12 protein-coding genes and 1 tRNA gene are annotated in these 13,186 nt (G+C 67.8%); 4 read left to right on the top strand and 9 right to left on the bottom strand.

Going from position 1 to position 13,186, the window contains the following annotated elements; all coding sequences use genetic code 11:
* The first annotated feature begins 18 nt into the window (after window positions 1–18).
* On the top strand, window positions 19–1,491 hold the full coding sequence (gene der, locus ACLFA2_RS02120) for a ribosome biogenesis GTPase Der (RefSeq protein ID WP_208323601.1): 1,473 nt from the start codon (window positions 19–21) through the stop codon (window positions 1,489–1,491).
* 61 nt (window positions 1,492–1,552) lie between these two features.
* Window positions 1,553–2,458 (top strand): NUDIX hydrolase, encoded by a 906-nt coding sequence (locus tag ACLFA2_RS02115; protein ID WP_029258968.1) that lies wholly within the window; start codon window positions 1,553–1,555, stop codon window positions 2,456–2,458.
* A gap of 84 nt (window positions 2,459–2,542) precedes the next feature.
* On the opposite strand, the gene ACLFA2_RS02110 is transcribed toward ACLFA2_RS02115, so the two are convergent.
* The 4 genes from ACLFA2_RS02110 to ACLFA2_RS02095 form a co-directional block, all read right to left on the bottom strand.
* Window positions 2,543–3,958, bottom strand: coding sequence for a DUF222 domain-containing protein (locus ACLFA2_RS02110; RefSeq protein ID WP_426621950.1), 1,416 nt, complete (start codon window positions 3,956–3,958; stop codon window positions 2,543–2,545).
* 62 nt (window positions 3,959–4,020) lie between these two features.
* Complete coding sequence (locus ACLFA2_RS02105; protein ID WP_021199283.1) at window positions 4,021–4,392, bottom strand: RNA-binding S4 domain-containing protein; 372 nt, start codon at window positions 4,390–4,392, stop codon at window positions 4,021–4,023.
* Window positions 4,392–5,588: a lysoplasmalogenase gene (locus ACLFA2_RS02100; protein WP_426621949.1), complete on the bottom strand. Its 1,197-nt coding sequence runs from the start codon at window positions 5,586–5,588 to the stop codon at window positions 4,392–4,394. Before ACLFA2_RS02100 ends, ACLFA2_RS02105 begins: the two co-directional genes overlap by 1 nt.
* Before the next feature lie 34 nt (window positions 5,589–5,622).
* Complete coding sequence (locus tag ACLFA2_RS02095) at window positions 5,623–6,207, bottom strand: GNAT family N-acetyltransferase (protein WP_401121027.1); 585 nt, start codon at window positions 6,205–6,207, stop codon at window positions 5,623–5,625.
* 106 nt (window positions 6,208–6,313) lie between these two features.
* Between ACLFA2_RS02095 and ACLFA2_RS02090 the strand changes: the two genes are divergently transcribed.
* Window positions 6,314–6,387, top strand: a tRNA-Pro gene (locus ACLFA2_RS02090).
* A gap of 276 nt (window positions 6,388–6,663) precedes the next feature.
* On the opposite strand, the gene ACLFA2_RS02085 is transcribed toward ACLFA2_RS02090, so the two are convergent.
* Genes ACLFA2_RS02085 through ACLFA2_RS02065 form a run of 5 tightly spaced genes read right to left on the bottom strand, consistent with a single transcriptional unit; the run spans window position 6,664 to window position 11,865 of the window.
* Window positions 6,664–7,089, bottom strand: coding sequence for a DUF1003 domain-containing protein (locus ACLFA2_RS02085; protein ID WP_046398908.1), 426 nt, complete (start codon window positions 7,087–7,089; stop codon window positions 6,664–6,666).
* A 49-nt stretch (window positions 7,090–7,138) separates the two neighbouring features.
* Entirely contained in the window at window positions 7,139–8,734 is a 1,596-nt protein-coding gene (locus ACLFA2_RS02080; protein WP_167253839.1) for a carboxylesterase/lipase family protein, read from the bottom strand.
* Between the two features lie 27 nt (window positions 8,735–8,761).
* Entirely contained in the window at window positions 8,762–9,436 is a 675-nt protein-coding gene (locus tag ACLFA2_RS02075) for a GAP family protein (protein ID WP_021199289.1), read from the bottom strand.
* A gap of 48 nt (window positions 9,437–9,484) precedes the next feature.
* Window positions 9,485–11,227 carry a hypothetical protein gene (locus ACLFA2_RS02070; protein ID WP_426621948.1) on the bottom strand — a complete coding sequence of 581 codons (1,743 nt, stop codon included), beginning with the start codon at window positions 11,225–11,227 and terminating at the stop codon, window positions 9,485–9,487.
* Complete coding sequence (locus ACLFA2_RS02065; protein WP_426621947.1) at window positions 11,224–11,865, bottom strand: response regulator; 642 nt, start codon at window positions 11,863–11,865, stop codon at window positions 11,224–11,226. Before ACLFA2_RS02065 ends, ACLFA2_RS02070 begins: the two co-directional genes overlap by 4 nt.
* A gap of 217 nt (window positions 11,866–12,082) precedes the next feature.
* Between ACLFA2_RS02065 and ACLFA2_RS02060 the strand changes: the two genes are divergently transcribed.
* Window positions 12,083–13,174 (top strand): ATP-binding protein, encoded by a 1,092-nt coding sequence (locus ACLFA2_RS02060; protein ID WP_021199292.1) that lies wholly within the window; start codon window positions 12,083–12,085, stop codon window positions 13,172–13,174.
* Window positions 13,175–13,186 lie beyond the last annotated feature (12 nt).

Here is a 13,186-nt window from a genome sequence, read left to right as displayed (position 1 = left end):
GACCAGCTCGCCGAGAAGATGGACCAGCTCGACGAGCATCTCGCCGAGCAGCGCGCGGAGACGCTGCGCGCCGGCCTCTCCGACTACGAGCTGGACGATGAGGACGCGGAACTCCTCGCGGGCATCACGCTCGGCGAAGACGGCATCCACTACAGCCCGGCTCTTCCCGTGGTGGCGATCGTCGGACGACCGAACGTGGGCAAGTCCGCGTTGGTCAACCGCATCCTCGGCCGCCGCGAAGCCGTGGTCGAGGACACCCCCGGTGTCACCCGTGACCGCGTGACGTACAAGGCGGAGTGGGCCGACCGTCGCTTCTCGCTCGTCGACACCGGCGGGTGGGAGCCCGACGCGCGCGGCATTGACCGTTCGGTCGCGATGCAGGCCGAGGTCGCGATCGACCTCGCCGATATGGTGCTGTTCGTCGTCGACGCGATGGTGGGAGCGACGTCGACCGACGAGCACGTCGTGAAGCTGCTGCGCAAGAGCGGCAAGCCGGTGTTCCTCGTCGCCAACAAGATCGATGACGCCCGCCAGGAGCCGGAGACCGCAGCGCTGTGGAGCCTGGGCCTCGGCGAGCCCTGGCCCGTGTCGGCGATCCACGGACGCGGCGTCGCCGACCTGCTGGATGCTGTGCTCAAGAAGCTTCCCGAGGTCTCGGCCGTCGCGAAGCAGGAGATCGGCGGACCGCGCCGCGTGGCCATCCTCGGTCGTCCGAACGTGGGCAAGTCGTCACTGCTGAACAAGGCGGCAGGCGAGGAGCGCGTGGTCGTCAACGATCTGGCCGGCACCACCCGTGACCCGGTGGACGAGGTCGTGGAACTCGGCGGGAAGATGTGGCGTCTGGTCGACACCGCCGGTATTCGTCGTCGCGTGCACATGGCGCAGGGGGCCGACTTCTACGCCTCGCTGCGCACTTCGGCCGCGCTGGAGAAGGCCGAGGTCGCCGTCGTCGTTCTCGACGTCTCGGAGTCGATCAGTGAGCAGGACGTACGCATCATCGATCTCGTGCTGGAGTCGGGCCGCGCGCTCGTGCTCGCCTTCAACAAGTGGGACCGTCTGAACGACGACGATCTCGAGAACGCCGACCGCCGTCGCTACCTCGAGCGTGAGATCGAGCAGGATCTGGCGCACGTCGCCTGGGCCCCGCGGGTGAACATCTCGGCGAAGACCGGGCGTCACCTCGACAAGCTCGTGCCCGCGCTGGAGACGGCCCTGGAGAACTGGGACCGTCGTATTCCGACGGGCAAGTTCAACGCGTTCCTCGCAGAACTCGTGGCGGAGCACCCGCACCCGCTGCGCGGTGGCAAGCAGCCGCGCATCCTGTTCGGCACCCAGGCGTCGACGCGCCCGCCGACGTTCGTGCTGTTCACGACCGGTTTCCTCGACCCCGGGTACCGCCGGTTCATCCAGCGGCGTCTGCGCGAGCTCTACTCGTTCGAGGGCACGCCGATCGTGATCAACATGCGCGTGCGCGAGAAGCGTCAGCGCTGATCTGTTCCGGCGCATGTCGCGCCGTGGTGCTGTGACCCCGATGCTGTGAAAGGCTGAAGGGGTGACTGTCGTACCTCCTGCTTTCGGTGAACCGCGTCGCCCCGAGGGGCCGCGGAACCCCGGCGATGCCTGGGTGATCGCGGAGTCGGGGGAGAAGTACTGGGGGCGCTTCGGTGCTGCCGGGCTTCTCGCCTATGACCCCGCACGTGGCATCCTGCTGCAGCATCGTGTCGCGTGGAGTCACTTCGGTGGAACCTGGGGCTTGCCGGGCGGCGCACTCCACGAGGGGGAGAGCGCGATCGCGGGAGCGATCCGTGAGGCCCAGGAAGAGGCGGGCGTGCCGGACGGTGCCGTGCGCGCCCGGTTCACGAGCGTTCTCGATCTGGGCATCTGGTCGTACACGACCGTCGTCGCCGATGTCGGGGAGCCTTTCGAGCCGGTGATCAGCGACCCCGAGAGCGTCGCGCTCGAGTGGGTGCCGGTCGATCAGGTGTCGTCACGACCGTTGCACCCCGGTTTCGGTTCGTCGTGGCCGGCGCTGCTCGAATTGCTCGACGTGCGGCCGGCGATCGTGGTGGATGCCGCGAATGTCGTCGGCTCGGTCCCTGATGGGTGGTGGAAAGACCGTGCGGGCGCCGCAGCTCGTCTTCGTGCGCGTCTGGAGGGACTGGCGGTCCCCGCGCACGCGCTGGAACTCGCAGGCGATGAGTGGTTCCCCGACGTGTCGATGGTGGTCGAGGGGCAGGCGCGAGGTATCGAAGACCAAGCCGGCACGGTCTCGGTGATCCGCGCGGAAGCCGCGGGTGATGACGCGATCGTCGCCGAAGTCGAGCGCCGTGTCGCGATGCAGCAGCTGGTCGTGACCGTCACGAGCGATAGGGGCCTCCGTGATCGCGCCGAGAGCGCCGGAGCCGCGCACATCCGTTCGGCCGGGTGGTTGCTCGATCTCTTCGCGGCCAACGGCTGACTTTCGCCCCAAGCCCCGCGCGCTGTTCCTAGCGCGCCGTGGTCCTAGCGCTGGTCCTGGGCGCTGGGGTCCCGACGTCGTGATTCAGACGAACATCACGCGTCGGGGCGGCGGGTCGGCATAGTCGCGGCCCAGCGGGCTGTGCCACGTGATGCTGCCGTCCTTCTCCTGCTGAGCGGTCCAACGATACGGATCGGGAATGTCCGGATGCTTGAGCGTGTGGTGGCCCCGGCAGAAGTGGCCGAGGTTGTCGAGCCTGGTCTTCCCTCCCTTCGCATGATCGTGGTTGTGGTCGATCTCGCTGCGGTGCGCCGGCATGCGGCACCCCGGGAAGCGGCAGTGTCGGTCACGCGCGCGCAGGAACCGTCGCATCCCCTCGGTCGGCGTATAGGTGTCTGTCTCGACCACCATGCCTGTTGGGTCGAGGAACAGACGGGTCCAGCCGGTGTTGCGCCCCGCCAGCTCCCGGACGATGTCGGGGCTCAGGGGGCCGAGTCCGTCGAGCTCGGCAGCGCGGTCGTCGACGCCGGCGAGTGTGGTCGCCGCGACGGTCACCTGAATGCGGGCCTGGATGCCGTCGAGGGCGTCGCCGTGTGCGGTGCTCGGATCTGCGGTCAGGAGCAGATCCGAGAACAGGTCCGTCTCGGTCTGCTTCCACGTTCGGGTGTCGGCCGGGAAGTGCGTCAGTTCGGGATCTGTCGCGAACGTGTCACCATCAGCACCGTGGATCACGCCACCATCGACGAAGTCGACCGATGGGTCGTCGAGGGGAGGCTCATCGGGGTGGTCTACCTCCTCGTCGAACCACCAGGGCTGGGGCAGGATCTCGCGGGTGTCTCGGGCCCGCACGACTTCGCGCGTCATCCGGTTGAGCCGGTCGGAGATCGCGGTGGCTATCCACTCGGGGAGCACCGCGGTGAGAAGTGCCAGGCCGTCGTCGAGTGCTCTCACCGTCACACATCGTTCTTCTGCAGCGCGGCGGTGCCTCTCCACGAGCGTCTCGCCGACGAGGGCAGCCGCGACTTGGCGTGCATGGGCGCGTGTGCGTGCGGCCGTGTCGCGTTCGGCGACGACGAGCGCCGCGGTTTCGAAGAGTTCCATGACCGCGGGATCGGCCTTCCTGTTGCGGATCGCTTCGGCGACGAGCGCGCAGGCCCTGGCGATCTCTCGCACATGTCCGACGCTGATCATGCCGTCGGCGAATGCGGCACGGACGGCCGGGAGATGGGTGTGAAGGGTATGGGCATCGGCGAAGGCGAACTCCATCGAGCCTTTCGACACGTGTCCGGCAGCGGAGAACTCCGCGATCATCGAGCGATGGATCGCCTCGCGATGAAAAGGGCTCGCGGAGACATCGGCGTCGTGGATGGCGATCTGCTCCGTCAGCAGGTCTGCGGCCTCGGCTTCGAGTGCGGCGATCCGACGTCTCGTGTCGACCCACGCGTCCAAGACGCGCCGTCGTTCCTCGAGATCGAGGTTGAGATCAGTCGTGAGTGGCATACCTCCAGATTAGAACAAAGCTTCGAATATCGTAAGGTGTGATGGCGGTGCATGCCGAGATATCAGTGAAAGCTCTCGTCGTTCCGCCCGCGCAGTTTGTCGATGTCGCGACGTTCTCGCTTGGTGGGGCGTCCGGCCCCGCGGTCGCGGAGTCCCAGCGCTGCCTGGGGCTCGCGCTCGGGAGTGCGATCCTCGTAGGCGAGCGCGGCCACCGGAGCCCCCACGCGCTTGACCAGGAGCTGACGGACGATGAGGATCCGATCGAATCCCGCGATGCGTATGCGCAGCTCATCTCCGATGCGAACCTGCTGCGCGGCCTTCACCTTGTCTCCGTTCACCCGTACATGCCCCGCTCGGCATGCGGTCGTCGCGGCCGACCGCGTCTTGTAGACGCGGATGGCCCAGAGCCAGCTGTCGACACGGGCGGCATCCATCAAGTGCTCCTCTTCCGCAGCGTCACGAGGGCGCCGGCAACGATCAGGCCTTGGCCGATCGTATAGGTGAGCATGACTGCAGGGCTGCTCCAGGACGGCAGCGAATCGGGGAGGAACAGGCGGAAGGCGAGGATGGTGTCGCTGGCGAGGAAGAAGGCCCCGCCGACCGCGATGAGGGGGTGACAGCGCGCTGAGAATGCCGCGGTTCCGCCGAGCACGAGCCCGTAGGCGGCGACGGCGATGAGCAGATCGCCCGTGTGCGAACCCAGGGTCGTGATCATGCCCACCCACCAGGCGGCGTACACCAGCGCCCACCAGGGCATGCGCCGGACGGACAGGTGGCGCGCGAACAGCACGATGTATGCCACGTGGGCGATGCCGAAGAAGGTCAGCATCAGAGGCAGCTCCGGGCCCTGGGGGAAGAAGGTGCCGGCACCGTCGCCGAGCCAGGAGAACGACAATGCCGCGACGAGGAGGACGAGCGTGATCCGCGGGGAGAGGCGTCGCGCGGAGACCAGCACCGGAACGGCCAGCAACGGCATCAGCAGCAGCTTCGTGGGCGCAGCGAGCGGGTTGTCGATGGTCAGGAGGATGACGTGCAGGAGGGACATCACCGCGAACGGGAGAAAGGCCCACATAAGAGCGTGGCGCGGGGAGCGACGTTGCATCCCGCCATCGTAGGGTTCGCCCTGACTGGGGGCGACGGGCATCGCCGTCCCCCGCGTCGGCCCCGGCGTCATCCCGCTGTTCACGGCGACCTGCGTGACGCTGTCGTCGACACTGAGGTGCACGGCCGGCCAGTAGCCTTCGGGGAAGTGCTCTCCGCAGTTGTCGGTGAGGTGCAGGATGACGGTGCCGTCGGAAGCCGCCTCGATCGCCTCGATCGTGAGGTCGGAGGCGGCTTCGTCGAGTTCCTGAGGTTCAGGGGCACCCGTGCTGAAATTCGCGACGACCGCGTCGGTGGCGATCCGGTGCACGATGTCCAGTCGCTTCACCGCGTCACGCATGCGGGGAAGGAGCGGTGCGACCTCGTCGGAGCTCGTGCCCTCCAGCATGAGCTCGACCTCGGTGCCCTCGACGGAGGTGGTGCCGACGAACCAATCGTGCGTCAGTACCGTGCCGTCGGTGAGTACCGAACGGGCACGGGCAAACCTGCCGAGCTCGGGATCGTCGATGGTCGCGTTCTCGTCGGTCATGCCTTTCACGCTAGTGGCTTCTGGGCGATCGTCATCATGGGGTCAGATCGAGGGTGACCAGCGCGCGACCAGGTTTGAGCTCGGTCTTCTCCGTGAAGCCGGCGGAGAGGAACGTGCCCAGGGTGCCGTGGAACAGGTCGTTGGTGCGCTTCCTCTCGCCCCCGGTGTCCACGGGATACCCCTCGATCAGGCGGGCCCCGGAGCCGCGGGCGTAATCCACCGCCGCGAGCAGGAGTTCGAGGTTGAGCCCGGCACCGCGGTGTTCTCGGCGCACCACGAAGCACGTCACGGCCCACACTGATTCGTCGTCGAACGGCTCGGTGCTGGCCGCCGCGATGATGCGGGTGCGGGGAACACGCGCCTGGCGGGTGCGGGGACCGATGCGGATCCAACCTGCGGCCTCGCCGTCGACGTAGGCGATGATTCCCGGCGGCGGGCCGTCGTCGATCTCGGCGCGGAACATCTCGATGCGTTGCGGAGTCGTTGTCGTGTTCCAGTCCTTGTTGCTGAGCACCGGCCAGATGCACTGACAGCTTGCTCCATCCCCGCCTCCGGTGAGCGCGTGCTGCACGTCATCCCAACGAGCGGTCGTTGCCGCCTCGGTCGTGATCGTCACCATGCCGTGACGCTACGCCGGGCATCCGACACTCGCAACGCCTCGGTTCGCGGAGGGGATGGAGATACGGCTAAGATAGGGGAGTTGCCTGCGCGAGAGCGCAGAACAACGGGCTGTGGCGCAGCTTGGTAGCGCACTTGACTGGGGGTCAAGGGGTCGCAGGTTCAAATCCTGTCAGCCCGACCGAGAAAGGCCCGGAAACTCGCAAGAGTCTCCGGGCCTTCTGCATGTCTGGCGCCGCCGCGCACGCCGACTGTCCCCGGTCCACCGGTCCGCTTCGCTGTGCGACGAGCTGATGCTCTTGCCGAGCACGAGAGGTCACGGGCCGGTGCGCAGAAGACTGCGCAGAAGAGCGTGCAGAAGAACGTGCAGAAGAACGTGGTCTCACCCTCTCTGGACGAGCAGATGCTTCGTCGACGAGGGTTCCCTCACCGTTCCCGACATTGCTCGTCGAGCAGGTCAGCGCGCGGACGTCGCTGCCCCGTCTCCGTCGTTCGTGACCGCGGCGCGCAGCTCCGTCAGGAGTTCGAGCTGCATCCGGTTGATCGACATGAGGTCCTCGATCTCCTTCTTCGCGGCGAGGTTCGTGTCGTAGTCGTGCTGTGCGAGGGCGGCCGCGATGGCATCCTGCCTCTTCGCGGCGATCAGAAGGATCGCTCCCTGGAGCCCGGCGAGCATGCTCAGAAAGAGGTTGAGCAGGATGAACGGGTAGGGATCCCACATGAGGGCCGTGCTGTTGACGATCGCCCAGGCGATCATGAAGAGCACGAACACCCCGATGAACGGCCATGATCCCATCCCGTTCCGAAGCCGATCAGCCGCGCGCTGACCTGCCGTGAGATGTTCGGCCTGAGCAGTGTGCCAGTTGATGAGAGGTCGCGTCATCGGCCAATGGTACGTCGCCGCACGGTCGGCCCTTCGGATGCACGAGCGCTCACCGGAAATCGAGCACGTCGTCGCCCCATGCCGCGCGTAGAGGAGCATCGAGGTCGGCGACGAGAGTGTCCTGCCGCTCGATCACGAGGGTCTGACGGCGGCCGGCCGCATCCGATGCAGAATACGGCGCCCAGGTCGGCGCATCCTTCGCGGTCGCCGCATCCGGTGTGCGTCCGTGCGCGAACGCCGCCCAGCGTTCCTGCATCCGCACCGAGATCTCCTGCGCGGCTCGGCGGCCGCCGAGCCGGAACGTCGGGTCCTTGGGGCCGCTCGACAGGTTGCCCCACAGGTACGGCAGCTCGGTCGCGTGCGTCGCACCGAGACCGATCAGACGGAGAAAGGGCGCCGCATGGTCGAAGCGATACAGCCACACATCCGCCACGGTGCTGTGACCCTCCGCTATCCACAGCGTCGGCAGACGGAATCCGATGTCGCGGGCGATCCCGAGCCCCACGGCGCCATGCCGCACGTTCTCGTAGGCGGTCCGGACCTGAGCGGCGGAGGGAAGGGAGATCGTCGGATTGTCTTCGGCCATGTCGGTGAACATCTGTCGGATGCGGTCGTCGGTGATCGGGATGAGAGGCGACTTCATGAACTTGAAGAGCGACGCCTCGTCCTTGTTCGTCCCGATCAGGAGTGGAACCCGGAGCCCGCGTCCTTCGCGCAGCGCGGTCACCGGCGCCTCCGGAAGAACATCGCCGTCGATGACGGGCGCGAATGCGAGGGTCCCCGGTGCGTCGTCCGGCACGGCCGCGTACACCTCCATGCTCGCCGCCACGATGTCATCGACGGATGCCGCGCGCAGAGCCCCCGCGACCGCCGCAGCATCCGTCGAATCGATGCCCAGCTCATGCACGAACCGCGCGGCGACGTCACGCGCCCGTTCGGTCCCGTACATGCTCGAGGCGGGGGAGGACTGCGCGATCGCGCGGGCGAACAGACCTTCGGCCGAAGGCGTCGCCAGCAGAGTCGTCACCAGCCCTCCTCCCGCGGACTCCCCGAACACCGTGACCCTGCCCGCGTCGCCCCCGAACGCCGAGATGTTCTCCTGCACCCAGCGCAACGCGAGCAGCGCGTCCTTCAGGGCCAGGTTGCGATCGAAACCCTCATCGGGCAGGAGTCCGGCGAGATCCAGAAAACCGAATGCGCCGAGTCGGTAGTTGACCGTCACGACCACGACCTCGCCGCGCGTGACGAGCGATGTCGCATCGAACAGCGGTTGGCTCGATGAGCCGAACGTGTAGGCGCCACCGTGCAGCCATACCATGACGGGGAAGGCGCTCTCGGGTCGCTCCGACGGTGCCCACACGTTCAGCACGAGGCAGTCCTCGTCCATCACCGCGTCGTCGCCCAGCGGTACGGCGGGGTTGATCTGCTGCGGGCACACGTTGCCGTAGACGGTGGCGTCGATCTCCTCCTCGACGCTCGGCGCCGCGACGGGATCACGCCAACGCAGCAGACCGACCGGCGCCTGGGCATAGCGGATTCCGCGCCATGAGCGCGCACCGTCGGCATCCGTGCCGCGGAACGTCCCGGCCGGTGCCGTGACGGTGACGACGCGCGTCTCGTCGTCGGGGGGAGAGTTGTCTGACATGCGTGCGGCTCCTGACATGGTCGTGTTTCAGGACAGGTGACGGATGACCTGGGCGGCCTCGTTCGCGGCGAGAACCGCGAACAGCACCGTCATGATCATCGCGTTGTGCGCGATCATCTCGGACTTGACCCGTTCGAGTGCTTTCGTGACGACCGCCGATCTGCTCGTGGCGACGGCGGCCGTGACGAGCAGCGGCAGAGTGCCGGCGACGACCAGCCCGATGCAGAGCCCTCCCGCTGCGAGCAGAGGGAGATGCGCCTCGCCGATCAGTGCACCGCCCTTCAGCGCGAGCGGGATGTTCTTCGTGTTGGTGACCGCCATGATCGAGCCGAGCGCGGCCGCCTTCGCCGGGGTGACGGCATCGAGGGCCGCGAGCCAGGCCGGCGTCTGGGGTGGCTGGCCATGGCGGGGGCGAGACGACCAACTCGCGACGGCGAGCGCGGCGAAGCCGAGTGCGAGCACGATGGCGAGGAAGAACGAGACGGTCTTCGCGGTGGCGGAGGGAGACCCCGAGGCGGAACCGGCGGAGGTGAGCGCGCCGACCATGACGAACGCGAGGGAGATCGCGATGAACACTGCGGCGTAGACGGGCGCCGCCGTCCGGCCGCGGGGAGCGAGGATGATCGCGATGATCGCCACGAGGGGCAGCGGCGAGATGAGCATGCCCACAGCCAGCGGGAGGAGGTCATGCAGTTGGTTCACGTCTCGTCCGATCGTCTTCGTGTGCCCTTCGGTGGGGCGCAGACGACGCTACGGCGGGGTCGGGTGCTCTCCGTCGCGATGTTCGGTTGACACGACAGCCGCGCGCAGCGGAAGCGCGAACGCGGCTTCCAGGGCGACACCGCCGGGGATGCGGACAAGATGGGCGCCGAGCTCCTGCATCCGTGAGGATGCGCGCAGACGTGTGCCGCGTGCGGCTATCCCGGGCGACGAGACACGGACGTGAAGCCGAGGTCCGGCGCCGGTCGTCACTCGACGGATCGACACCTCCGCTCGTCGCTCACTCGCATGTTTCGCGGCGTTCAGGAGCCCCTCGGCGACGATGTCGTAGCAGTCTCGCACCACCGAGGGGATCGAGGACAGAACATCGCGTGCCTCGTCGTCGACGTCGACACGGAGCTCGATGACGTGCGCCCACGTCTCGAAGAGTGCGGTGAGGGAAGTATGGGCACGGGGATCGTCGGCCGTGGCGAAAGCCTCGGGAAGTCGGCTCACGACAGTCGCGAGTTCTGCCCGCAGCCGCCGGATATCGTCCGGATCGGGTGTGGGGTGTGCGAGCGCGAACATAATGCAGGCTCCCTGCGCATCCGCGTGCAGGAGGTCGGCGGCGGCTCTGAGGCCGTCGCGAGTGGGGCGGGTGCCGGCACGTGCGAGCTGCTGGGCGTCGGCGACGGCGCTCGAAAGTCGGTGCTGTTCGCTGCGGCGACGGTGCAGCGCGCCGGCGCACGTTCCGGCGGCGAACGCGAACCCGATGTACGCGATGGCGGAGACGGCGGCGAGCAACGGAGCCACCCCCTGCGCGGCCGCGAGCGCTGCGAGCGCGATGCCGACGACGCAGGAGAGGATCATGAAGAGCAAGGACGCGTGGTAGGGCACCCGAGCGATCGCGCGGCGTCGCGGCAGGAAGTCGACGACCGCACCTCCCGCGGCGAGGGCGGCGATCCCGATGAGCAGTTCGAGTGGCGTCTGCGTGCGGGTCGCATAGGGGAGGAGGCACACCGCGTACATGAGGGTGACCAGACCCGGCGGCGGGAGGCGGAACGGGACGTACCGAGGCGACGGGGAAGACCTCGGGTCCGCGCGATCACTGAAGCCGTCGCGGGCTCGATGCGGATTCCCGACCTCCCTCTTCTCGGCGAGCTCGGCGAGACGGTGACTCCACTCGCGGATCCATTCGTCACCGAGCCTTCGGACGCCGGCGGGTGTCGGTTCCATCTCGATGATCGCCGCATCGAGGGTCGACTGCGCTTGGTCGAGAAGGTTCCGCGCATCGGTCGCCAGCGCGTGCGCATCGTCCTGTGTCCGGGCGAGCTCCTGGGCCACGGACCGCAGCAGGGCGTTCGTCCATCGCAGTGACCGGAGCGAGGAATCCAGCACGGCGATGGTGCTCAGCACGATCATCCAGACGACGATGTTCGTCGCGATCCGGTACGGAAGCTGACCTGAAGGTGGTGCGGGAAGGCCGGCGAGGTGGAGCCAGCCGTCTTGCATCACCGGACGCATCGCCGCGCAGACGACGATCCCGGCGGTCACGACGGCTGCTCGCTGTCGCCGGGATTGGCCGCGACGTTCCCATGCGGCGATGCCCGTGAGCGCCGCGGCGAAGCAGAGCCAGGTCGCGACCATGGCGGGAAGCGCGGTCAGAGTGTCGATGCCGACACCCGCGGGCGCCATGACGGTGAGGGACAGGGGGAGGGATGCGGCGATTGACCAGACGGTGAGGAATCGGCCGCCGCCGAAGGCGCGGACAGCCGCACGGCGGAGTTTCCTCATCGGGCGGGACCGAACGCGGCGAGGTAGAGTCCCGCCGCAGCGACACGAGCGTTGACGGTCGGGTCGCGTGTCACCTCGAGTCTTCCGAACAACCGGCTGATGGATCGTTCGACTGCGCGCACCGTGCCACCGGTCTCGACGGCGATGCGCTCGTTCGACCATCCGCGTGCGATCATCGCGAGGATCTCCAGTTGATGCCTGGTGAGTGAGCCGAGGGGGTCGCCTGTTCCGGCCGAGGGCGGCAGAGGTGTCGGATGCGTCGACAGAGCACGTTCCAGCGCGGAGAGCAGAGCCGCAGGGGAATCGAGGTCCTGTTTCGCGACGAACACGGCCTGCTCGATCCCCATCGCCGTGGCACCGGCGGCGGCACGGGGGTAGCTGCTGAGGAACACGACCGCGATGTGCGGTGCGAGTTCGACCAGCATCGCGGCGAGCTCCGCCCCGGAGGGGCGGGAGCCCAGATCGATGTCGGTCAGCAGCGCGTCCGGGTCGAATTCGGTGAAGAGGCGTGTCGCCTCGGCGGCATCGGCGGCTGCCGCGGTCTGGAAGCCGTGGCGCTCGAGCAGATCGCACACCAGCATGCGGAGGGCACCCTGATCCTCGACGACGAGCACCCGTCGTCTCCACTCCGCGCCCACGTTGTCACATTAGTGGAGCGCAGCGGTGTCGGAACGTCGGGGCAGGAGGGGAATCGGCCTTCTCGGGTGTCGGGACTGCGCACGGGAATCCGCGGCCACGGATGTCGGCACTGGTGCGAAGGCGAGCCGGGCGAGGATGATGTCGTGCATCGGTCTCGGAGGATGGGCTCGCCCCGCCGCGAGGAATGACGGGATGAAGGAAAGGTGCACCGGAGTGATGACGAACCTCACCATCGGAACGACGCTCGAGGACCCGGGGGCTCCGGTCGACCTCGACGCCCGGCGCTTCAACAGGCATACCTTCTGGGTCGGGCAGAGCGGCAGCGGGAAGACGTATGCGCTCGGTGTCGTGCTGGAACAGCTGCTCCTGCACACCGAGCTGCCGATGATCGTCCTCGATCCGAACAGCGACTTCACGCGCTTGCGGGAGACGCGGGCCTCCGCAGGAGCATCCGAGACCGACCGCATGGCAGAACTCGACATCCGCGTGTTCCGCTCCGGCGCGGGTGAGGGCGAGCGCCTGCACGTGCGTTACGTCGATCTGGTGCCGGCATCGAAGGCAGCCGTTCTGCAGATGGACCCGATCGCGGATGCGGAAGAGTACAACGCTCTGCTCCATGAGGAACGAGATGCGCACGTCTTCGACGGTCGCGATATGCTCCCCGGTCTGCGAGCCTCGGGCGACCCCGCCCGGGTGCGGCTCGCGAACCGCATGGAGAACCTGCAGGTGCTGGAGTGGGCGCTCTGGTCACGCGGCGCCGGATCGGTCATCGACGTGATCGAAGAACGCCCACGAGCCACGGTCCTCGACCTGGGCGGCTTCGAGCACCCCGCCGAGCCGAAGGTCGCGGCCCTCGCCGTGCTCGAACATCTCTGGGCACACCGTGAGGAACGACGGCCCGTCCTGATCGTCATCGACGAAGCACACAACCTCTGCTCGCCGAATCCCGAGACCGCCGTCGAACGAGCCCTCACCGAGCAGCTCGTGCAGATCGCGGCCGAGGGGCGCAAATTCGGGCTCTGGTTGCTGCTCTCCACCCAGCGTCCGACGAAGATCCACCCCAACGTGCTCTCGCAGTGCGACAACCTCGCGCTGATGCGGGTCAACGCGCCCCGCGACCTCGCCGAGCTCGCCGACGTCTTCGGCTTCGCCTCCGAGGACGCCATCCGCCGTTCCGCTGATTTCGTCCAGGGGCAGGCGCTGTTCGCCGGCGGCTTCATCTCGGCGCCGACCTTCGTGCAGATGGGGGAGCGGATCACCGAGGAGGCGGGCGGCGATGTGAAGGTCCCCCTGCGCGTCGAGGGATGATGGGAGCTCGAT

It is taken from the genome of Microbacterium sp. As-52 (assembly GCF_049949185.1).
Lineage (GTDB): Bacteria > Actinomycetota > Actinomycetes > Actinomycetales > Microbacteriaceae > Microbacterium > Microbacterium maritypicum_A.
This window is presented reverse-complemented; position numbering and strand designations above follow the sequence as displayed.

Bases quoted from the DNA above. Each gene is read 5' to 3' on its own strand.
- ACLFA2_RS02095 (WP_401121027.1), bottom strand. From the start codon at position 6,207: ATGGTGACGATCACGACCGAGGCGGCAACGACCGCTCGTTGGGATGAC.
- ACLFA2_RS02100 (WP_426621949.1), bottom strand. From the start codon at position 5,588: ATGACCGACGAGAACGCGACCATCGACGATCCCGAGCTCGGCAGGTTT.
- ACLFA2_RS02070 (WP_426621948.1), bottom strand. From the start codon at position 11,227: ATGAGGAAACTCCGCCGTGCGGCTGTCCGCGCCTTCGGCGGCGGCCGA.
- ACLFA2_RS02085 (WP_046398908.1), bottom strand. From the start codon at position 7,089: ATGACGCGACCTCTCATCAACTGGCACACTGCTCAGGCCGAACATCTC.
- ACLFA2_RS02060 (WP_021199292.1), top strand. From the start codon at position 12,083: ATGACGAACCTCACCATCGGAACGACGCTCGAGGACCCGGGGGCTCCG.
- ACLFA2_RS02110 (WP_426621950.1), bottom strand. From the start codon at position 3,958: ATGCCACTCACGACTGATCTCAACCTCGATCTCGAGGAACGACGGCGC.
- ACLFA2_RS02105 (WP_021199283.1), bottom strand. From the start codon at position 4,392: ATGGATGCCGCCCGTGTCGACAGCTGGCTCTGGGCCATCCGCGTCTAC.
- der (WP_208323601.1), top strand. From the start codon at position 19: ATGGACCAGCTCGACGAGCATCTCGCCGAGCAGCGCGCGGAGACGCTG.
- ACLFA2_RS02080 (WP_167253839.1), bottom strand. From the start codon at position 8,734: ATGTCAGACAACTCTCCCCCCGACGACGAGACGCGCGTCGTCACCGTC.